The organism is Nitratireductor sp. WH36-1 (assembly GCF_058725515.1).
The window spans coordinates 2,294,216-2,313,847 of record NZ_CM178970.1 but is presented as its reverse complement, the minus strand read 5'-3'; the positions used below and the strand labels follow the sequence as shown (position 1 = coordinate 2,313,847).

Here is a 19,632-nt window from a genome sequence, read left to right as displayed (position 1 = left end):
AAGAGTTATTCACCGCGGGGCGCAAAAAGATTTGCGTCTCGTTATTTTTTGCTGGCGGAATCGCCTGTGTCCGGATAAGCGATGAGTCCCATGGCGCGATATGTTTTTATAACCGGCGGCGTGGTCTCCTCCCTCGGAAAAGGCATTGCAGCAGCGGCCCTTGGCGCGTTGCTTCAGGCCCGTGGGTACCGCGTTCGCATCCGTAAACTCGACCCCTACCTGAATGTTGATCCGGGCACGATGTCGCCCTATCAGCACGGTGAGGTTTTCGTCACCGATGACGGTGCCGAAACCGACCTGGACCTTGGCCATTACGAGCGCTTCACAGGGCGTTCGGCCAACAAGCAGGACAACATCACCACGGGTCGGATCTACCAGAACATTCTGGAAAAAGAGCGTCGTGGCGACTATCTGGGCGCCACGGTGCAGGTGATCCCGCACGTCACTGACGAGATCAAGCAGTTCGTCCTTGAAGGCAATGAGGATTACGATTTCGTGTTATGCGAAATCGGCGGAACCGTTGGCGACATCGAGGCGATGCCGTTCCTCGAGGCGATTCGTCAGCTCGGCAATGAACTGCCGCGCGGCAACGCCGTCTATGTGCATCTGACGCTGATGCCGTGGATTCCGGCGGCGGGCGAACTCAAGACAAAACCGACCCAGCACTCGGTCAAGGAACTGCGTTCCATCGGCATTGCACCGGATATCCTTCTGGTGCGCGCGGATCGCGAGATCCCGGCCGAAGAACGGCGCAAGCTGTCGCTGTTCTGCAATGTGCGCGAATCAGCCGTGATTCAGGCGCTCGACGTTGCGCATATCTATGATGTGCCGATCGCCTATCACGAAGAAGGGCTCGATTCGGAAGTGCTATCGGCCTTCGGCATCGATCCGGCGCCGAAGCCGCGCATGGAGCGCTGGGAAGAGGTTGCAGACCGCATCCACAATCCGGAAGGCCAGGTCACGATTGCCGTCGTCGGCAAGTATACGGGCCTGAAAGACGCCTACAAATCGCTCATCGAGGCCCTGTCTCATGGCGGCATGGCGAACCGGGTGCGCGTCAAGCTCGAATGGATCGAAGCGGAAATCTTCGAGAAGGAAGATCCGGCTCCGTGGCTCGAAAAAGTGCATGGCATTCTGGTGCCGGGCGGCTTTGGCGAGCGCGGTGCGGAAGGCAAGATCCTGGCGGCCAAGTTCGCGCGTGAGCGCAAGGTGCCTTATTTCGGCATCTGCTTCGGCATGCAGATGGCCTGCATCGAGGCGGCCCGCTCGCTGGCTGGCATCGAGAATGCCTCCTCGACCGAGTTTGGTCCGACCAGCGAACCCGTTGTCGGCCTGATGACCGAGTGGCTCAAGGGCAACATGCTCGAGAAGCGCACGGCCTCTGGCGATCTCGGCGGCACGATGCGCCTCGGCGCATACGAATCGATGCTCGTTGAGGGCACCAAGATTGCGGAGATCTATGGTTCGGAGGAAATCTCCGAGCGTCACCGCCATCGCTACGAGGTGAACATCGGCTATCGTCAGAAGCTGGAAGAGTGCGGTCTGGTGTTTGCCGGCCTGTCGCCCGATGGCGTTCTGCCGGAGACGGTGGAGTATGCCGACCATCCCTGGTTCATCGGTGTGCAGTATCACCCTGAGCTGAAGAGCAGGCCCTTCGAGCCGCATCCGCTTTTCGCTTCCTTCATCGCAGCTGCGGTGGAGCAGTCACGCCTCGTGTGATTTCATTTCCCCGCCTTCGTGGCGGGGAAACCTTCCTTGGCCGGCTCTGCACTTGCAAAGCGCCCGGGCTTCGGGCACATGCGGTGCATGGTATCTGAAGACAAGATGCAAATGCCGCGCAGCCCTGATCGCAAGCTCGATCGCACCCTCGATCATTGTGTGTTGCCAACCGCAGGTCTGACGGTCGCGCGGCAACGACTGGAAGCGCTTGGCTTCACGGTCGCCGCAGACGCGGCGCATCCTTTCGGCACCGGCAATTGCTGCGTTTTTCTCTCAGACGGCTCCTATCTCGAACCCCTGGCCCGCATGGACCATAAGGCTGCCCTTGAGGCGGAAGCAGACGGCAATGTCTTCATTGAGCGGGACAGCGTCTTTCGTCAAACCTATGGCGATGAAGGGTTTTCAGCCGTGGTTCTGGGAACGGCGGACGCCGATGCCGATCACGCACGCTTTGTCGATGCAGGGATTTCTGCGGGAAAGCCGCTGTCCTTCTCGCGTCCATTCCGCGACGCTGAAGGGCGTGAGGCCACGGCTTCGTTCCGGCTGGCCTTTGCCGCTCCGGAAAACGCCGACGGCCACTTTTTCTTCACCTGCCAGCGCATCAACATGCCGACTGCGGGGCGCGGCGCGCTCGAGACGCATTCAAATGGCGTGACGGGCACCGCACGCATCGTCATGCTTGCTGCATCGCCGGACGATTATGCAGGCTTTCTGGACGCATTTTCCGATGAAGCGCATGAGCGGCTGGTGGATGGCGAAGTCGAATTGAGGCTCGGCAACGCGGTTTTGACGGTGATGACGCCCGACCGCTACGCAATGCGTTATGGTCTAGACCGTGTTTCTCAACATGGCCGGTTCGATCTCGCGGCAATCGTCTTTGAGTGTCTGGATGTTGCCAGATTGCGCGAGCAATTTTCGATTCGTGAGATCCTGTTCGCCGACGAAGCCGGTTCCATCATCGTGCCGCCGGCGGCCGGCCAGGGCACAGTATTTGTCTTTGAGGAGTCTTCCCTATGAAACCCAATCCGCGTGTCACGGTCGGCAATGTCGTTTTCGGCAACGACGCTCCGCTGGCTCTGATCGCCGGTCCCTGCCAGATGGAGACGCGGGAGCACGCCTTCGACATGGCAGGCGCGTTGAAGGAAATGACGGACGAGCTTGGCATCGGTCTCGTCTACAAGAGCAGTTTCGACAAGGCGAACCGCACATCGCTTTCGGGCAAGCGCGGTGCGGGGCTGGAGGCAGCCCTGCCGATCTTCGCGGATCTGCGCAAGGAATTCGACGTTCCGGTTCTGACGGACGTCCACACCGAGGAGCAGTGCCGCATCGTCGCTGAAGTGGTCGATGTGCTTCAGATCCCGGCCTTTCTGTGTCGCCAGACCGATCTCCTGATCGCGGCTGCCGAGACCGGCAAGGTGGTGAATGTGAAGAAGGGCCAGTTCCTCGCGCCATGGGACATGGAAAACGTGATTTCCAAGGTGACGGCTTCGGGCAATCCCAATGTGATGGCGACCGAGCGGGGCACCTCGTTTGGCTACAACACGCTCGTCTCCGACATGCGCGGTCTGCCGCAGATGGCGGCCATGGGGGCGCCGGTGATCTTCGATGCGACCCATTCGGTTGCGCAGCCCGGCGGTCTCGGCGGTTCGTCGGGCGGCCAGCGCCAGTTCGTGGAAACGCTTGCGCGGGCGGCCGTGGCCGTTGGCGTTGCCGGCGTCTTCATGGAAACGCACCAGGACCCCGACAACGCGCCTTCGGATGGTCCGAACATGGTGCCGCTGAACGAGATGAAAGGGCTTCTTGAGCGTCTCATGGCGTTCGACCGGATCGCAAAGGCTGCCTGAACGTCAGGCGCGACATTGAGTTTTCACGTGTCTGCGCTAAGAAAGCGCGGACACTTCCTCCCGGGTGCTTACCTTACGGGGTTCTTGCCCCCGGGTTCATGCCCAGGTTCAACCTCCAGATCAGAGAGAGTTAAAATGACTGCCATTCTCGACATTGTCGGACGCGAAATACTGGACAGCCGCGGCAACCCCACCGTCGAGGTCGATGTGGTTCTGGAAGACGGCTCGATGGGCCGCGCCGCCGTGCCTTCGGGTGCGTCCACCGGCGCGCACGAGGCCGTGGAGCTGCGCGATGGCGGCAAGCGCTATCTCGGCAAGGGCGTCGAGCAGGCCGTCGATGCGGTCAATGGCGAGATCTTCGAGACGCTGAGCGGTCTTGAAGCCGAGAACCAGATGCAGATCGACCAGGCGATGATCGATCTGGACGGCACACCGAACAAGAGCCGTCTTGGCGCAAACGCCATCCTCGGCGTTTCGCTGGCCGTGGCGAAGGCTGCCGCCGAATCCTCCAACCTGCCGCTCTACCGCTATGTGGGCGGTGCTTCCGCGCATGTCCTGCCGGTGCCGATGATGAACATCGTCAATGGCGGTGCGCATGCCGACAACCCGATCGACTTCCAGGAATTCATGGTGATGCCGATTGGCGCGTCCTCCATCCGTGAAGCCGTGCGCTGGGGCTCGGAAATCTTCCACACGCTGAAAGCGGGTCTGAAGGATGCCGGCCACAACACCAATGTGGGCGACGAAGGCGGCTTTGCGCCGAACCTGAAGAGCGCCGAGGATGCGCTGGACTTCGTTCTCGCCTCCATCGAGAAGGCCGGCTACCGCCCGGGTGAAGATGTGGGCATCGCGCTCGATTGCGCCGCCACCGAGTTCTTCAAGGAAGGCAAATACGTCTACGAAGGCGAAGGCCAGACGCGCGACGGCAAGGCGCAGGCCGAGTATCTCGCCAAGCTGGTCGGCAACTACCCGATCATCTCCATCGAAGACGGCATGTCGGAAGACGATTTCGAGGGCTGGAAGATCCTCACCGATCTGGTTGGCGACAAGGCCCAGCTCGTTGGCGACGATCTGTTCGTGACCAATTCGGCGCGTCTGCGCGACGGCATCAAGATGGGCATCGGCAATTCGATCCTCGTGAAGGTGAACCAGATCGGTACGCTGACCGAGACGCTGGATGCCGTGGAGACGGCGCACAAGGCCGGCTACACCGCAGTGATGTCGCACCGCTCGGGCGAGACCGAGGATTCCACCATTGCCGATCTGGCTGTCGCGACCAATTGCGGGCAGATCAAGACCGGTTCGCTGGCGCGCTCCGACCGGACCGCGAAGTACAACCAGCTCATCCGCATTGAAGAAGAGCTCGACCGTCAGGCGCGTTACGCCGGAAAGTCGTTCCTGCGCGGATAAAAATGCAAATGGCCGCGCTGAAATAACGGTCCATTAAGCAAGATATGAACACATGCGGGAGAAGGGTTTTTTCCGCATGTGGACACGTCATCACAAACGCCGCAACACTGGTCGCCTGATCGTTCCGACGATCACGGGCCTGTTTCTCGCCTATTTCGGCTTTCATGCCTATCACGGCGAATACGGCATCTATTCCAAAATTCAGCTCGAATCCCGCATTGCCGAGGCGCAGGCCAGGCTCGACACGCTTGTCGCCAAGCGCAGGGAGCTGGAGCATCGTGTTGCGCTGGTGAATGATGGCAGCCTCGAGAAGGACATGCTGGACGAGCAGGCCAGGCGCGCGCTCAATGTCGCGCGTGAAAATGAGGTCATTATCCTCATTGGCGCGGATCGGTGAATTAACCGACTTTCAGTTAATCGATAAGAAGGTGTGCAAATCCAAGCATTTAGCTGCATGGCAGCTATGCGGATTTTGAATGGCCGAAATGTGAACTACGTGCTAGCTTTGTCATCTATAAGCGGGAAATGACGGGAGGCTCACGGCGCAATTTTGCCGCGCTCCACCGTTGCACAAATTCCCCGGATTGTCAGCTAGGGAGTAGAGGCATGGCGCGAGCCGCAAGCAAGACCAGTGGCAACAGGTCACGCTCGACCGGAAAAGGGGCGGCAGCAAGTGCCGGCCAGACACCAAAGGCTCCAAAGCCCGAGGAATTCGACAAGGAGCAGGAGCTTCACGCCTATCGTGAAATGCTGCTCATTCGCCGCTTCGAGGAAAAGGCCGGCCAGCTTTACGGCATGGGCCTGATCGGCGGTTTCTGTCACCTTTATATCGGCCAGGAAGCCGTCGTCGTCGGCATGCAGATGAGCATGAAGGAAGGCGATCAGGTCATCACCGGCTATCGCGATCATGGTCACATGCTCGCAACAGGCATGGAAGCGCGCGGCGTGATGGCCGAGCTCACGGGGCGCCGCAATGGCTACTCCAAGGGCAAGGGCGGCTCCATGCACATGTTCTCCAAGGAGAAGAAGTTCTACGGCGGTCACGGTATTGTCGGCGCGCAGGTGCCGCTGGGCACCGGGCTTGCCTTTGCCAACCGTTACCGTGGCGACGACAGCGTTTCGATCACCTATTTCGGTGATGGCGCGGCCAACCAGGGCCAGGTCTATGAGAGCTTCAACATGGCCTCGCTGTGGAAGCTGCCGGTGATCTACATCATCGAGAACAACCGCTACGCCATGGGCACGGCGGTCGCGCGTTCCTCCGCCGAGACCGATTTCTCGCATCGCGGCCTTTCGTTCAAGATCCCCGGCATCCAGGTGGATGGCATGGATGTACGTGCAGTCAAGGCGGCCGGTGAGCTGGCCGTTGACTGGTGCCGTTCGGGCAAGGGGCCGATCATCCTCGAGATGCAGACCTACCGCTATCGCGGCCATTCCATGTCTGACCCCGCGAAATACCGCTCCAAGGACGAAGTGCAGAAGATGCGCTCCGAGCACGATCCGATCGAGCAGGTGAAGCAGCGTCTTCTGGCCAGCAGGTGGGCGGATGAAGATGCGCTGAAGGCCATCGACAAAGAGGTGCGTGACGTGGTCGGCGATTCGGCCGAATTCGCACAGACGGATCCGGAGCCGGATGTGTCTGAACTCTACACCGACATTCTGCTTTGAGGGGAGGGCCGACATGCCAACCGAAATTCTCATGCCCGCGCTCTCTCCGACCATGGAAGAGGGCAATCTTTCCAAATGGATCAAGAAGGAAGGCGACGCCGTCGCTCCCGGTGACGTGATCGCCGAGATCGAGACGGACAAGGCAACCATGGAAGTGGAAGCCGTGGACGAAGGCACGCTCGGCAAGATCCTGATCGCCGAAGGCACCGAAGGCGTGAAAGTGAACACGGCCATCGCTGTTCTTCTGGGTGAGGGCGAAAGCGCCTCCGATCTCGACAGGCAGGCTGCAAAGCCGGCTGCCGAAGAGACGAAGGCTGCTGACGACAGCGCCGCAAAGGCGGAGCCGGAAGAAAAGTCTTCCGGTGGCTCCGTGCCGGCTGCACCGGAACTCAAGGTCGCTGCCGATCCGGATATTCCCGAAGGCACCGAGATGGTTTCGACCACCGTGCGCGAAGCGCTGCGCGACGCCATGGCCGAGGAAATGCGCCGTGACGGCGACGTCTTCGTCATGGGCGAGGAAGTGGCCGAGTATCAGGGTGCCTACAAGGTGACCCAGGGGCTCCTGCAGGAATTCGGCGACAAGCGCGTCGTCGACACGCCGATCACCGAGCACGGCTTTGCCGGCGTCGGCGTTGGCGCGGCCTTTGCCGGTCTGAAGCCGATTGTTGAGTTCATGACGTTCAACTTCGCCATGCAGGCGATCGACCAGATCGTCAATTCGGCGGCCAAGACGCTCTACATGGCCGGCGGCCAGATGGGCGCGCCCATCGTGTTCCGTGGTCCCAACGGCGCTGCTGCCCGCGTGGCGGCACAGCATTCGCAGTGCTACGCCGCCTGGTACGGGCACATTCCGGGCCTCAAGGTGGTGATGCCCTACACGGCAGCCGACGCGAAGGGCCTTCTGAAGGCCGCGATCCGTGATCCGAACCCGGTGATCTTCCTGGAGAACGAGATTCTCTACGGCCAGAGCTTCGACGTTCCGAAGATGGATGATTTCGTTCTGCCGATCGGCAAGGCGCGCATCCACAAAACGGGCAAGGACGCGACCATCGTATCCTTCGGCATCGGCATGACCTATGCGGTCAAGGCAGCTGAGGAACTGGCTGCCGAGGGCATCGACGTGGAAATCGTCGACCTGCGCACGATCCGTCCGATGGACCTCGATACGGTGATCGAATCCGTCAAGAAGACCAACCGTCTGGTGACGGTCGAGGAAGGGTTCCCGCAGTCGTCGGTCGGCGCGCATATCGCCAGCCAGGTGATGCAGCGGGCCTTCGACCATCTCGACGCGCCGGTGATCACGGTGGCCGGCAAGGACGTTCCGATGCCCTATGCCGCCAATCTCGAAAAGCTGGCGCTTCCGAGCGTCGCCGAAGTGGTCGAGGCGGTGAAAGCCGTTTCCTATCGTAACTGAGGGGGAGGACACCATGCCGATCCAAGTCACCATGCCCGCCCTCTCGCCGACGATGGAAGAGGGCAATCTCGCCAAGTGGATGGTCAAGGAAGGGGATTCCGTCGCTCCCGGTGACGTGATCGCCGAGATCGAGACCGACAAGGCGACCATGGAAGTGGAAGCCGTGGACGAAGGCACCGTCGCCAAGATCGTCGTGCCGGAAGGCACCGAAGGCGTGAAGGTGAATGCGCTGATCGCGGTTCTCGCCGAGGAAGGCGAGGACGCTGCCGACGCCGTGAAGGCTGCCGAAGGCGGCGCAAGCGCAAAGGCCGGGGCGAAGGCTCCCGAGGCCGAGAAGCCCGCTGAAGCCGTAGCACCGGCGGAAAAGGCCGAAGCGCCCGCGCAGGCAAAGCCGGCAGAGGCGAAGTCTGCTTCATCCGGCGATGGAGAGCGTGTGTTTGCCTCTCCGCTCGCCCGCCGTCTGGCGAAGGAAGCCGGTCTCGACCTGTCCGCCATCGCCGGTTCGGGTCCGAAGGGCCGGATCGTCAAGGCCGACGTGGAAGCAGCCGGCAAGGATGGCGGTGCTAAGGCCGCTGTAGCCGCACCGGCTGAAGCAGCTTCCGCCGCTGCGTCCGCGCCGCAGGCCATGTCCGATGATCAGGTGCTGAAACTGTTCGAGGAAGGCTCCTACGAGCTCGTCCCGCATGACAGCATGCGCAAGACCATCGCCCGTCGTCTGGTCGAGGCCAAGTCCACCATCCCGCATTTCTACCTGACGCTCGATTGCGAGATCGACGCGCTTCTGGCGCTGCGCAAGCAGCTCAATGATGCCGCGCCGAAGGTGAAGATCGGGGATGGCGAGAAGCCGGCCTACAAGCTGTCGGTCAACGACATGGTCATCAAAGCCCACGCGAAGGCGCTGGCCATGGTGCCGGATGCAAATGTGTCGTGGACCGAGAACGCCATGGTGAAGCACAAAAACGCCGATGTGGGCGTTGCCGTGTCGATCCCCGGCGGTCTGATCACGCCGATCGTGCGCCGCGCCGACGAGAAGACGCTGTCTGCCATCTCCAACGAGATGAAGGATCTGGCCGCGCGGGCGCGTTCGCGCAAGCTGAAGACGGAAGAGTTCCAGGGCGGCAACACGGCCGTGTCCAATCTGGGCATGTTCGGCATCAAGGACTTCGCCGCCGTCATCAACCCGCCGCATGCGACGATCCTCGCGGTCGGCGCGGGCGAACAGCGGGCCGTGGTGAAGGATGGCGAAGTGAAGGTTGCGACCGTGATGTCGGTCACGCTTTCGACCGATCACCGTGCGGTGGACGGCGCGCTTGGCGCTGAACTCCTCGCCGCCTTCAAGCAGGTCATCGAAAACCCGATGGCGATGCTGGTATAGGCCGCAAATGAACATCTTGTCCGGGGGCGGAACATGAAGACCATCCTGTGCTACGGCGATTCGCTGACATGGGGGTACGATCCTGCCGGCCCCGGACGCCATTCCTTTGAAGACCGCTGGCCAAGCACGCTTCAGGCCGCTCTGGGCGACCGCGCCCGGGTAATCGCCGAAGGGCTCAATGGCCGCACCACGGTGTTTGACGACTACGCCGCCGGCGCTGACCGCAATGGTTCGCGGGTTCTGCCGACACTTCTGACGAGCCATGCACCGCTTGATCTCGTCATCATCATGCTTGGCACGAACGACATGAAGCCGTTCATCTGTGGCCGCGCCTTCGGTGCGAGACAGGGCATGCAGCGTCTGGTCGACATCGTGCGCCGCCATGACTACCCGATGGGCGATCCGGCTCCGAAAGTGCTCGTCATGGCGCCGCCGCAGGCCTGCGCGACGGATGATCCCGACTTTTCAGTACTGTTCGATAATGCGCGCTCCGAATCGGCAAAGCTCGCCGGTTTATATGAAGCGCTCGCACGGGACACGGGTGTCGGCTTCTTCGACGCCGGCCGTGTGGCGCGCACAAGTCCGCTTGACGGCGTTCATCTGGACGCCGACAACACGAGGTCGATCGGTGCGGGAGTCGCGCCGGTCGTTACTGAAATGCTTGGGTTTTAAAGGCGGAAGGATAGACATATGGCCGATACGGCAGGAAATAGAAGCGTACACGCTTCCTGGGGCTGGCTTGCCCTGCTCGGCGCCATTTCACTCATTGGCGGCATTCTGGCATTCGCCAATCCATTCGCGGCCACGATGACCGCTGCAATGCTGGCCGCATGGACCTTCGTCCTGTTTGGCGTGCTGCAGATCGTGCAGGCGTTCAGCGTGCGTGGCTGGGGCGGGTTCCTCTGGGCGCTGCTCATGGGCGTTCTGATGCTCGCAGTGGGCGTTTCCATCATCATGAAACCGGCGGCGGGCATTGTTTCGCTCACGGTTCTGGTGGCGATCATCTTCCTCGTGCTCGGTGTGGTGAAGATCATGTACGCCTTTGCATTCCGCCCGCTTTCGGGCTGGGGCTGGGTTCTGTTCTCGGGCCTCGTCTCGCTGGTTCTCGGCGTGATGATCCTGGCGGACATGCCGTGGGCGGCCGCAACCATTCTGGGCATTCTGCTGGCGGTTGAGCTGTTGTCGAACGGCATCTTCCTCCTGCTCATCGCCTTCGGCCTGCGCGGGGCGCAGCGGGCCTGATTTTCTTTCAGGGCGCGGGTCTGCCCCGCGCCCTGGAACAACGATACGACTACAAGGAGAGACCAGCTGTGGCTGAAAACTACGACGTTATCATCATCGGTTCGGGACCGGGCGGCTATGTGACCGCGGTCCGCGCTGCACAGCTTGGCTTGAAAACGGCAATCGTCGAGCGCGAACATCTGGGCGGCATCTGCCTCAACTGGGGCTGCATTCCGACCAAGGCGCTGCTCCGCTCCGCCGAGATCAAGCATTATGCCGAAAACGGCAAGGACTACGGTCTCTCCATCGAGGGCAAGGTGACGGCCGATGTGGACGCCGTCGTCGACCGCTCGCGCAAGGTCTCGCAGCGCCTCAATGGCGGTGTCGGGTTCCTGATGAAGAAGAACAAGATCGACGTGATCTGGGGCGAGGCCAAGCTTTCCAGGCCTGGCGAAGTCGTGGTGTCGGAAACGGCGAAGAAGGCGATGCAGCCGCAGCCGCCCGCGCCGAAGAACACCAAGGGCCCCGGAACCTACAAGGCCAAGCACATCATCGTCGCCACCGGTGCGCGTCCGCGCGTTCTGCCGGGCATCGAGCCTGATGGTGACCGGATCTGGACCTATTTCGAAGCAATGGTTCCCAAGACGATGCCGAAGTCGCTCGTCGTCATGGGCTCCGGCGCAATCGGCATGGAGTTCGCCTCCTTCTACCGCACCATGGGGGCGGAGGTTACGGTGGTCGAGCTGATGCCGCAGATCCTGCCGGTCGAGGATGCGGAAGTTTCCAAATTCGCACAGCGTCAGTTCGAGAAGCAGGGCATCAAGTTCAAGCTTGGCGCAAAGGTTTCCAAGGTCGAGAAGGGCAAGGACGGCGCCACCGCCCATATCGAGACCAAGGATGGAAAGACCGAGACGATCTCCGCCGAGAAGCTGATTTCGGCTGTTGGCGTGCAGGGCAATATTGAAAATCTCGGGCTCGAGGCGCTGGGCGTGAAGACCGATCGCGGCTGCGTTGCCGTGGACGGCTATGGCCGCACCAATGTCGATGGCATCTACGCCATCGGCGACGTGGCGGGCCCGCCCATGCTGGCGCACAAGGCCGAGCATGAAGGCGTGATCTGCATCGAGAAGATCGCCGGCGTGCCGGGCGTTCACGGTCTTGAAAAGGGCCTGATCCCGGGCTGCACCTACTGCCAGCCGCAGGTCGCCTCCGTCGGTCTGACGGAAGCAAAGGCCAAGGAAGCCGGGCGCGACATTCGCGTTGGCCGCTTCCAGTTCGCCGCCAATGGCAAGGCCATCGCGCTTGGTGAGGATCAGGGCTTCATCAAGACCATCTTCGACAAGAAGACGGGCGAGCTTCTGGGCGCACACATGATCGGCGCGGAAGTCACCGAGCTCATTCAGGGCTTTGTCGTCGCCATGAACCTGGAGACGACCGAGGAAGAGCTGATGCACACGGTCTTCCCGCATCCGACCCTGTCGGAGATGATGAAGGAAAGCGTTCTCGACGCCTATGGGCGCACGCTCAATGCTTGAGATCGGCGCTTAAGATCAGCGTTTGTGTGCGGTCTGGTGATGCTGCCTGACCGCCAAATGCTCGAAAAGGGCTGAAAAGCCCCTGTTTCCCCCGCGACAAGTGGACTATATGCGGGGGAACGCAACGAGGATCGGGATGATGGGCGAAAGCCACGGCCTCATGGGAATACCTGGTATGGGAATGTCAGGTGTCGGCTTTTTCGGACTGCTAGTGATCGGTTTTCTGGCCGGTTACGTGGCTGAAAAGACCATGAACCGCGAGCATGGCTTTCTCATCAATATCCTGGTCGGCATAGCCGGCGCTTTTGTCGGCGGGACGATTGCCGGTATTGCCGGCATCTCGTTCTATGGTTTTTTTGGCAATCTGGTGGTCGCCATTCTTGGCGCGATCCTGATCCTCTGGATATTCGGTCGTTCGGCCCCGCGCCGCACGCGATAGGACAAACATGGTCACCATTCTCGATACCGTCACCGACAAGCCGCGCCCGCGGCATCCCGAAAAGGCGCACCGCCCCGATCAGGACGTGATGCGCAAGCCGAAATGGATTCGCGTGAAGGCGCCGACCTCGCAGGGCTATATGGAAACCCGCGAGATCGTGAAGTCGAACAAGCTCGTGACCGTGTGTGAAGAGGCCGGCTGCCCGAATATCGGCGAATGCTGGGACAAGAAGCACGCCACGTTCATGATCCTCGGCGAGATCTGCACGCGCGCCTGCGCCTTCTGTAACGTCGCAACCGGCATTCCCGGTCCCGTCGACATCAACGAGCCTGACAATGTCGCCAAGGCCGTTCGCGAGATGGGGCTGAAGCATGTCGTCATCACCTCGGTAGACCGTGACGATCTGGCCGATGGCGGCGCGCAGCACTTTGCCGATGTGATCGGCGCAATCCGCGCGGCTTCGCCCGAAACGACAATCGAGATCCTGACGCCCGACTTCCTGCGCAAGGATGGCGCTCTTGAAGTCGTCGTCGCGGCAAAGCCCGACGTCTTCAACCACAATCTGGAAACCGTTCCGGGCAATTATCTCAAGGTTCGCCCCGGCGCGCGCTATTTCCACTCGCTGCGTCTTCTCCAGCAGGTCAAGGAACTTGATCCCGGCATGTTCACCAAGTCGGGCATCATGGTCGGCCTTGGCGAAGAGCGTAACGAGGTGCTGCAGCTCATGGACGATCTGCGGTCGGCCAATGTCGACTTCATGACCATCGGCCAGTATCTGCAGCCGACGCGCAAGCACCATCCGGTGAAGAAGTTCGTCACGCCGGAGGAGTTCAAGTCCTACGAGACCGTGGCTTACACGAAGGGCTTCCTGATGGTTTCTTCCAGCCCGCTCACGCGCTCGTCGCACCATGCGGGCGAAGACTTCGCAAAGCTGCGGGCGGCGCGCGAGGCGCGTCTTGAAGGCGCTGGTGCTGCTGCGAACTGATGCCGAAATTCGAGACCGTGCGCCGTGTGGCGCACACAGCCGAGGACATGTTCGCGCTCGTCGCGGATGTGGAGAAATATCCTGAATTCGTGCCCATGTGCGAGGCGCTCAGCGTGCGCACGCGCAAGGAGCGCGATGGCGTGACGCTGCTCGTGGCCGACATGACCGTCGGCTACAAGGCGCTGCGGGAGACATTCACCAGCCAGGTAACGCTGAAACCCGACGATGCGGCAATCGACGTGCGCTATGTGGACGGCCCGTTTCGCTTCCTCAAGAACGAATGGCGCTTCGAGCCGGCCGGCGAGGGCGCGTGCGAAATTCATTTCTTCATCGAATATGAGTTCAAGAGCCGGATGCTGGGCGCGGTGATGGGCGCGATGTTCGACCGCGCCTTCCGCATGTTCTCCGAGGCGTTCGAGCGCCGTGCGGATGTGATCTACGGCGTGAGCGCCTGAATTCAGCCTTCCTGAAGGGCCGACAGAACCATGTCGAGCGCGGTCTCGACGGTTGCAGCGCGCACACCGGCGCGGTCGCGGTCTTCAAAGACATGGGACTGCGCCACGGGCGCGCGGCCCTTCATCGCCAGTCCGAACCAGACAAGGCCGACCGGTTTTTCGTCCGACCCGCCATCCGGGCCGGCAATGCCGGTGACGGCGACCGTCACGCCGGCGCGTGAGTGGGCAAGCGCGCCCTGAGCCATTTCCAGCGCGGTTTCCTGCGAGACAGCGCCATGGGCGGCCAGCGTTTCTGGCGAAACGCCGAGCATCTCCATCTTGGCTTCATTGGAATAGGTGACGAAGCCACGGTCGACGACCGAGGAGGAGCCGGCAATGTCGGTCAGGGCGGCTGCGATCATGCCGCCGGTGCAGGACTCGGCCGTGGCGAGCATGATGCCGCGTGCGTTGCAGGCGGCAAGAACAGCGCGGGCGCGTGTCTCGAAACCGCTCATGCCGGCACCTCGCCGGGATAGATCACGCTTGCCGTGGCGATCGACGCAATGCCTTCTTCGCGCCCGACAAAACCCATCTTCTCATTGGTGGTGGCCTTGATGGAAATGCGGTGCGGCGCGATGTTCAGCATGCCGGCAAGGGCTGCCGTCATGCTCTCGCGATGCGGGCCGATTTTGGGCGCTTCGCAGACAATCGTGACATCGACATTGGCGATGCGTCCGCCTGCCTCGCGCACGATGGCGGCTGCGTGTTCGAGGAATATGTGCGAGGCAGCGCCCTTCCATTGCGGGTCGGAGGGCGGAAAATGCGTCCCGATATCGCCAGCGCCGCAGGTGGCCAGAAGCGCGTCGGTCAGTGCGTGCAGGCCCACATCGGCGTCCGAATGGCCGGAGAGGCGCTTGTGATGCGGAATGGCGACGCCGCAAAGCACGACCGCATCGCCATCGGCAAAGGTGTGCACGTCATAGCCATTGCCGGTGCGCACATCCGGGAAGACGCTCGGGCGGGTCAGGCGTTCGTCTGCAAGCGCGATGTCGCGCGCCCAGGTGAGCTTGATGTTGTCGACGGAGCCTGCAACGAGCCGAACCGGGATTTTCGCCCATTCGGCGATGGAGGCGTCGTCGGTGAAATCCTCACGCCCCAGCTTGTGGGCGCGCTCATGGGCTGCCGCGATGAGTGCGAAGGGAAAGCCCTGCGGCGTCTGCGCGGCATGCAGGTCGTGGCGCGGCACCGTCTCGGCAATGTTGCCGGCGGGGCCTGCGCGCTTGATCGTGTCGGCCACGGGCAGGGATGGCAGCGCGCCGCGACCATCTTCCACCGCCGCAATGATCCGGTCGATCAGCTCGCGGTCGATGAAGGGGCGCACGCCGTCATGGATGAGAACCGTCTGCGGAGACGGATCGTAAAGCGCAAGCAGCGCCAGCCGGGTGGAGGCCTGGCGGGAATGGCCGCCATGGATGGCGATGACGCGATCATCGGTCAGGCCGGCAGTGGCCTCGGCGAACAGCGCTTCGTCGTCCGGGTGGATCGCCACCACCACGCGCCCGATGCGCGGATCGGTGAGGAAGGTTTCCAGCGTGTGACGCAGCACCGGCTTGCCGCCGATCTGGCGATATTGCTTCGGTCCTTCGACGGACTGCCCCGCGCGCTCGCCGCGTCCTGCGGCGACGATGACGGCGGCGACCTCACCGGTCCTGCGGGCCGTCAGGCTATCGGATTGTGTCATCTGCTTGTCCATAGCGCAGACGCATAATAATACATGCCGCGAAAGGCCAGCCGAATTTGCAGGCGATTGCGCAGATGCGAAAACGCAGTTGCGGGATCGGGTAAAAAATGGCTAAATAATAAGCACAATCAGAGGGTGCTTTAAATTTGTGCATCTCATCAGCCGCGTTTTTGTCCACGCCACTCTCGGTCGGATCGGTTTCGATTCGCAACCGCGTGTTTCTGGCGCCCATGTCCGGGGTTACCGACCTGGCGTTCCGCGCACGCGCCTATGACCATGGCGCGGGGCTGGTCGTCTCTGAAATGGTGGCGAGCGGCGAGCTTGCGCGCGGCAAGGCTGAATCGGCCCGCCGCCTGCGCCGCCCGGATGTGGACGTGCACATGGTGCAGCTTGCCGGACGCGAGGCGCGCTGGATGGCGGAAGGAGCACGCATCGCCGAAGAGCGCGGCGCAGACGTGATCGACATCAATATGGGCTGCCCGGCCAAGAAGGTGACGGGCGGCTATTCCGGTTCGGCGCTGATGCGCGAACCCGATCATGCGCTGAGCCTGATCGAGGCTGTCGTGGGTGCTGTTCAGGTGCCGGTCACGGTGAAGATGCGTCTTGGCTGGGACGACAATGCGCTGAACGCGCCGGAGATTGCGCGCCGCGCCGAGGAGGCGGGCGTGGCCATGGTGACGGTGCACGGGCGCACGCGCTGCCAGTTCTACAAGGGCAGGGCCGACTGGAAGGCGATTTCGGCGGTGAAGGAAGCCGTCACGATCCCGGTGGTGGCCAATGGCGACGTGACATCGGCGGAAGATGCAGCAGGCATGCTTGCCGCTTCGGGCGCTGACGCGGTGATGGTCGGACGCGCGCATTACGGCGCGCCATGGATCGCAGGCGCTGTTGCCTCCAATGCAGAGCGCCGCCCGAACAACCTCGCCGACTATGTGATCGACCATTACGAGGCGATGCTCTCGCTTTATGGCGCGGATCACGGCACACGGCACGCCCGCAAGCATCTCGGCTGGTACATGGACCGGCACATCACCGAGGTTTCTCCCGAAACACGCAGGGCGATCATGACGGGGACCGATCACAGAGAGGTCAGCCGGCTCCTGCGCGACCTGTTTCGCAGACAAGAGGATCAACTGGCCGCATGAATGACAGGGGTGAACGCGCACGTATGGAAACCGGCCCGGCCAGTCTGCTCTTGAACACGTTGCGCCACCCCGTGGTGATGATCGACCGGGATGGCTTCATCGCCGAGGTGAATGCGGAGGCCGAGGATTTCTTCCGCTCCGGCGCGTCCATTCTTGCCCGAAGCCGCCTGTCGGATTTCGTTCCCTTCGGAAGCCCGCTGATCGCGCTTGTCGAACAGGTGCGCGAGCAGCGCGTGGCGATCAACGAATACCGTGTCGACATCTCGTCACCGCGCCTTGGGCCGGAGCGGCTGGTGGATATTCACGCAGCCCCGGTTTCGGAAGTGCCCGGCGCCGTTGCGCTTCTCCTGCAGGAGCGCTCCATGGCCGACAAGATCGACCGGCAGATGGTGCATCGCGGCGCGGCGCGTTCGGTGACCGGGCTGGCAGCCATGCTGGCGCATGAAATCAAGAACCCGCTTTCGGGCATTCGCGGCGCGGCGCAATTGCTCGAACACGCCGTTTCGGATGAAGACCGGGCGCTGACGCGCCTCATCACCGAGGAGACCGACCGGATCGTGGCGCTGGTCGACCGTATGGAAGTGTTTTCCGACGAACGCCCGGTGGAACGCGATCCGATCAACATTCATCTGGTGCTCGATCACGTCAAAGCCGTCGCCAAGAGCGGTTTTGCGCGCAAAGTCAGCATTTTGGAGGATTACGATCCGTCGCTGCCGCCGGTCTGGGCCAATCGCGACCAGCTGATCCAGGTCTTTCTCAATCTGGTCAAGAACGCTGCCGAAGCCATTGCCGATCAGGATGATGGCGAGATCCGGCTGACAACGGCGTTTCGTCCGGGCATCCGGCTTTCGGTTCCAGGCTCGCCGGATCGCGTGGCGCTTCCGCTGGAATTCTGCGTCTACGACAATGGGCCGGGCATCCCCGAGGATCTGCGGCAGATCATCTTCGATCCCTTCGTTACCTCCAAGCAAAACGGGTCTGGCCTCGGGCTTGCGCTGGTCGCCAAGATCGTGGGCGCGCATGGCGGGGTGATCGAATGCGAATCCTCCGGCCAGCGCGGAACCGTGTTCCGCATCCTGATGCCGGCCTGGCGCGAGGCGCGCCATCCGGCCCCCCGGCCAAACCCTTTGAAGACTGAAATGGAGGGCAGGTCATGACCGGTTCCAGCATTCTCGTGGCCGATGACGACGCGGCCATCCGCACCGTGCTCAATCAGGCGCTGTCGCGCGCCGGCCACGATGTGCGCGTCACCTCGAACGTAGAGACGCTCTGGCGCTGGGTTTCGGGCGGCGAGGGCGATCTGGTCATCACCGATGTGGTGATGCCCGATGGCAATGCGTTCGACCTTCTGCCCCGCATCAAGAAGGTGCGGCCCGATCTGCCGGTGATCGCCATGAGCGCGCAGAACACGTTCATGACCGCGATACGCGCCTCCGAGGTCGGGGCCTATGACTATCTGCCCAAACCCTTCGATCTGACCGAACTGGTGAACATTGTCGGGCGTGCGCTGTCGGAGCCCAAGGCAAGCCAGAAGGAGCTTTCCGGTGCGGATGCTCCCGAGACGCTGCCGCTGATCGGCCGATCGGCGGCGATGCAGGAAATCTACCGGCTGCTTGCGCGCATGATGCAGACCGATTTGACGGTGATGATCAGCGGCGAGTCGGGCACCGGCAAGGAACTCGTGGCCCGCGCGCTTCACGAATATGGCCGTCGCCGCAAAGGGCCGTTTGTCGCCATCAACATGGCCGCCATCCCGCGCGATCTGATCGAATCGGAACTTTTCGGTCATGAGAAGGGTGCGTTCACGGGCGCGCAGGCGCGCTCCTTCGGCCGGTTCGAGCAGGCGGAAGGCGGCACGCTGTTTCTCGACGAAATCGGCGACATGCCAATGGAAGCGCAGACGCGCCTCCTGCGCGTCTTGCAGCAGGGCGAATACACGACCGTTGGCGGGCGCACGCCGATCCGCACCGATGTGCGCATCGTCGCCGCCACCAATAAGGATCCGCGCACGCTGATCGATCAGGGCCTGTTCCGGGAAGACCTTTTCTATCGGCTGAACGTCGTGCCGCTGCGGCTGCCACCGCTGCGCGAACGGGCGGAAGACATCCCGGATCTGGTGCGCCACTTCTTCACCCGCGCCGAGCAGGAGGGGCTGCAGGCCAAGCGAATCAGCAATGACGGGCTCAACCGGCTGAAGAGCTATCGCTGGCCCGGCAATGTGCGTGAGCTTGAAAACCTCGTGCGCAGGCTGGCCGCGCTCTACCCACAGGACGAAATTTCGGCCGAAGTGATTGAGCAGGAGCTGCGCGCGGCAGGCGCTTTGCGCGGCAACCAGTCGGAGCCGCTGCCGGAGGAAACCACGCTGTCCCAGGCCGTCGAGCAGCATTTGCAGCGCTATTTCGCAACATTCGGTGACCAGCTGCCGCCGGCAGGGCTTTACCAGCGGGTGCTGGCTGAAGTGGAGCAACCGCTTCTGATTGCGGCGCTGACCGCGACGGGCGGCAACCAGTTGAAGGCCGCAGACCTTCTCGGCGTCAACCGGAACACCTTACGCAAGAAGATCCGCGAATATGGCGTGAACATCTATCGCGGCGCGAACTGAAGCCAGTCCGCCCGCACACCTTTTCAGGCCAGCCCTGACTTCCCGGCACGATCCCCAGTCTGCCCCAGCAATGCCGCATTGTTAGGAAATGCAACTGTTG

General features: G+C 62.1%; 19 protein-coding genes. 17 read left to right on the top strand and 2 right to left on the bottom strand.

Annotated elements, in window-relative coordinates; genetic code table 11:
• The first annotated feature begins 90 nt into the window (after positions 1-90).
• The 14 genes from pyrG to AC4PTT_RS10810 all read left to right on the top strand — a co-directional run bounded on the left by pyrG (position 91) and on the right by AC4PTT_RS10810 (position 14,065).
• On the top strand, positions 91-1,719 hold the full coding sequence (pyrG, locus tag AC4PTT_RS10875) for a CTP synthase (RefSeq protein ID WP_162742309.1): 1,629 nt from the start codon (positions 91-93) through the stop codon (positions 1,717-1,719).
• 111 nt (positions 1,720-1,830) lie between these two features.
• Positions 1,831-2,736: a VOC family protein gene (locus AC4PTT_RS10870; RefSeq protein ID WP_492161134.1), complete on the top strand. Its 906-nt coding sequence runs from the start codon at positions 1,831-1,833 to the stop codon at positions 2,734-2,736.
• Entirely contained in the window at positions 2,733-3,563 is an 831-nt protein-coding gene (gene kdsA, locus AC4PTT_RS10865) for a 3-deoxy-8-phosphooctulonate synthase (RefSeq protein WP_113155164.1), read from the top strand. The genes AC4PTT_RS10870 and kdsA overlap by 4 nt, the downstream gene beginning before the upstream one ends.
• Positions 3,564-3,698: 135 nt before the next feature.
• Positions 3,699-4,973, top strand: a complete 1,275-nt coding sequence (gene eno / locus AC4PTT_RS10860; protein WP_113155165.1) for a phosphopyruvate hydratase — start codon at positions 3,699-3,701, stop codon at positions 4,971-4,973.
• Positions 4,974-5,049: 76 nt separating this feature from the next.
• On the top strand, positions 5,050-5,370 hold the full coding sequence (locus tag AC4PTT_RS10855; RefSeq protein ID WP_113156295.1) for an FtsB family cell division protein: 321 nt from the start codon (positions 5,050-5,052) through the stop codon (positions 5,368-5,370).
• Positions 5,371-5,720: 350 nt separating this feature from the next.
• The gene (gene pdhA / locus AC4PTT_RS10850; RefSeq protein WP_492162607.1) at positions 5,721-6,641 is read left to right on the top strand and encodes a pyruvate dehydrogenase (acetyl-transferring) E1 component subunit alpha; all 921 of its coding nucleotides are present in this window, start codon (positions 5,721-5,723) and stop codon (positions 6,639-6,641) included.
• Positions 6,642-6,654: 13 nt separating this feature from the next.
• Positions 6,655-8,055: a pyruvate dehydrogenase complex E1 component subunit beta gene (locus AC4PTT_RS10845; RefSeq protein ID WP_206545331.1), complete on the top strand. Its 1,401-nt coding sequence runs from the start codon at positions 6,655-6,657 to the stop codon at positions 8,053-8,055.
• 13 nt (positions 8,056-8,068) lie between these two features.
• A complete protein-coding gene (locus AC4PTT_RS10840; RefSeq protein WP_492161133.1) occupies positions 8,069-9,430 on the top strand; it encodes a pyruvate dehydrogenase complex dihydrolipoamide acetyltransferase in 1,362 nt (453 codons plus the stop codon).
• A 33-nt stretch (positions 9,431-9,463) separates the two neighbouring features.
• The gene (locus AC4PTT_RS10835) at positions 9,464-10,102 is read left to right on the top strand and encodes an SGNH/GDSL hydrolase family protein (protein ID WP_317088130.1); all 639 of its coding nucleotides are present in this window, start codon (positions 9,464-9,466) and stop codon (positions 10,100-10,102) included.
• An 18-nt stretch (positions 10,103-10,120) separates the two neighbouring features.
• Positions 10,121-10,672: an HdeD family acid-resistance protein gene (locus AC4PTT_RS10830; protein ID WP_113155170.1), complete on the top strand. Its 552-nt coding sequence runs from the start codon at positions 10,121-10,123 to the stop codon at positions 10,670-10,672.
• 68 nt (positions 10,673-10,740) lie between these two features.
• Entirely contained in the window at positions 10,741-12,186 is a 1,446-nt protein-coding gene (gene lpdA, locus AC4PTT_RS10825) for a dihydrolipoyl dehydrogenase (protein ID WP_492161132.1), read from the top strand.
• Positions 12,187-12,325: 139 nt separating this feature from the next.
• Positions 12,326-12,625, top strand: coding sequence for a GlsB/YeaQ/YmgE family stress response membrane protein (locus tag AC4PTT_RS10820; RefSeq protein ID WP_206545505.1), 300 nt, complete (start codon positions 12,326-12,328; stop codon positions 12,623-12,625).
• 7 nt (positions 12,626-12,632) lie between these two features.
• Positions 12,633-13,610: a lipoyl synthase gene (gene lipA, locus AC4PTT_RS10815; RefSeq protein WP_113155172.1), complete on the top strand. Its 978-nt coding sequence runs from the start codon at positions 12,633-12,635 to the stop codon at positions 13,608-13,610.
• Complete coding sequence (locus tag AC4PTT_RS10810; protein WP_113155173.1) at positions 13,610-14,065, top strand: type II toxin-antitoxin system RatA family toxin; 456 nt, start codon at positions 13,610-13,612, stop codon at positions 14,063-14,065. The genes lipA and AC4PTT_RS10810 overlap by 1 nt, the downstream gene beginning before the upstream one ends.
• 2 nt (positions 14,066-14,067) lie before the next feature.
• On the opposite strand, the gene AC4PTT_RS10805 is transcribed toward AC4PTT_RS10810, so the two are convergent.
• Together AC4PTT_RS10805 and AC4PTT_RS10800 are read right to left on the bottom strand one after the other, a co-directional pair.
• Positions 14,068-14,559 (bottom strand): CinA family protein, encoded by a 492-nt coding sequence (locus AC4PTT_RS10805; RefSeq protein ID WP_113155174.1) that lies wholly within the window; start codon positions 14,557-14,559, stop codon positions 14,068-14,070.
• Entirely contained in the window at positions 14,556-15,785 is a 1,230-nt protein-coding gene (locus tag AC4PTT_RS10800; protein WP_206552602.1) for a bifunctional 2-C-methyl-D-erythritol 4-phosphate cytidylyltransferase/2-C-methyl-D-erythritol 2,4-cyclodiphosphate synthase, read from the bottom strand. Before AC4PTT_RS10800 ends, AC4PTT_RS10805 begins: the two co-directional genes overlap by 4 nt.
• Positions 15,786-16,015: 230 nt before the next feature.
• Here AC4PTT_RS10800 and dusB point away from each other — a divergent pair, with 230 nt between their 5' ends.
• From dusB to ntrC, 3 genes are read left to right on the top strand one after another with little or no spacing between them, the layout of a single operon-like run.
• Positions 16,016-16,930, top strand: a complete 915-nt coding sequence (gene dusB / locus AC4PTT_RS10795) for a tRNA dihydrouridine synthase DusB (protein ID WP_492162606.1) — start codon at positions 16,016-16,018, stop codon at positions 16,928-16,930.
• On the top strand, positions 16,927-18,087 hold the full coding sequence (locus tag AC4PTT_RS10790) for a two-component system sensor histidine kinase NtrB (RefSeq protein WP_206547581.1): 1,161 nt from the start codon (positions 16,927-16,929) through the stop codon (positions 18,085-18,087). The genes dusB and AC4PTT_RS10790 overlap by 4 nt, the downstream gene beginning before the upstream one ends.
• Positions 18,084-19,532, top strand: a complete 1,449-nt coding sequence (ntrC, locus tag AC4PTT_RS10785) for a nitrogen regulation protein NR(I) (RefSeq protein WP_492161131.1) — start codon at positions 18,084-18,086, stop codon at positions 19,530-19,532. Before AC4PTT_RS10790 ends, ntrC begins: the two co-directional genes overlap by 4 nt.
• Positions 19,533-19,632: the final 100 nt, after the last annotated feature.

What these genes read in the sequence shown, in the direction of transcription:
- AC4PTT_RS10835 (WP_317088130.1), top strand. Translation starts at nt 9,464, where the DNA reads ATGAAGACCATCCTGTGCTACGGCGATTCGCTGACATGGGGGTACGAT.
- AC4PTT_RS10820 (WP_206545505.1), top strand. Translation starts at nt 12,326, where the DNA reads ATGGGCGAAAGCCACGGCCTCATGGGAATACCTGGTATGGGAATGTCA.
- pdhA (WP_492162607.1), top strand. Translation starts at nt 5,721, where the DNA reads ATGCTGCTCATTCGCCGCTTCGAGGAAAAGGCCGGCCAGCTTTACGGC.
- AC4PTT_RS10805 (WP_113155174.1), bottom strand. Translation starts at nt 14,559, where the DNA reads ATGAGCGGTTTCGAGACACGCGCCCGCGCTGTTCTTGCCGCCTGCAAC.
- pyrG (WP_162742309.1), top strand. Translation starts at nt 91, where the DNA reads ATGGCGCGATATGTTTTTATAACCGGCGGCGTGGTCTCCTCCCTCGGA.
- AC4PTT_RS10870 (WP_492161134.1), top strand. Translation starts at nt 1,831, where the DNA reads ATGCCGCGCAGCCCTGATCGCAAGCTCGATCGCACCCTCGATCATTGT.
- AC4PTT_RS10855 (WP_113156295.1), top strand. Translation starts at nt 5,050, where the DNA reads ATGTGGACACGTCATCACAAACGCCGCAACACTGGTCGCCTGATCGTT.
- AC4PTT_RS10800 (WP_206552602.1), bottom strand. Translation starts at nt 15,785, where the DNA reads ATGACACAATCCGATAGCCTGACGGCCCGCAGGACCGGTGAGGTCGCC.
- dusB (WP_492162606.1), top strand. Translation starts at nt 16,016, where the DNA reads ATGTCCGGGGTTACCGACCTGGCGTTCCGCGCACGCGCCTATGACCAT.
- AC4PTT_RS10840 (WP_492161133.1), top strand. Translation starts at nt 8,069, where the DNA reads ATGCCGATCCAAGTCACCATGCCCGCCCTCTCGCCGACGATGGAAGAG.
- lipA (WP_113155172.1), top strand. Translation starts at nt 12,633, where the DNA reads ATGGTCACCATTCTCGATACCGTCACCGACAAGCCGCGCCCGCGGCAT.
- AC4PTT_RS10810 (WP_113155173.1), top strand. Translation starts at nt 13,610, where the DNA reads ATGCCGAAATTCGAGACCGTGCGCCGTGTGGCGCACACAGCCGAGGAC.
- kdsA (WP_113155164.1), top strand. Translation starts at nt 2,733, where the DNA reads ATGAAACCCAATCCGCGTGTCACGGTCGGCAATGTCGTTTTCGGCAAC.
- ntrC (WP_492161131.1), top strand. Translation starts at nt 18,084, where the DNA reads ATGACCGGTTCCAGCATTCTCGTGGCCGATGACGACGCGGCCATCCGC.
- AC4PTT_RS10790 (WP_206547581.1), top strand. Translation starts at nt 16,927, where the DNA reads ATGAATGACAGGGGTGAACGCGCACGTATGGAAACCGGCCCGGCCAGT.
- eno (WP_113155165.1), top strand. Translation starts at nt 3,699, where the DNA reads ATGACTGCCATTCTCGACATTGTCGGACGCGAAATACTGGACAGCCGC.
- AC4PTT_RS10830 (WP_113155170.1), top strand. Translation starts at nt 10,121, where the DNA reads ATGGCCGATACGGCAGGAAATAGAAGCGTACACGCTTCCTGGGGCTGG.
- AC4PTT_RS10845 (WP_206545331.1), top strand. Translation starts at nt 6,655, where the DNA reads ATGCCAACCGAAATTCTCATGCCCGCGCTCTCTCCGACCATGGAAGAG.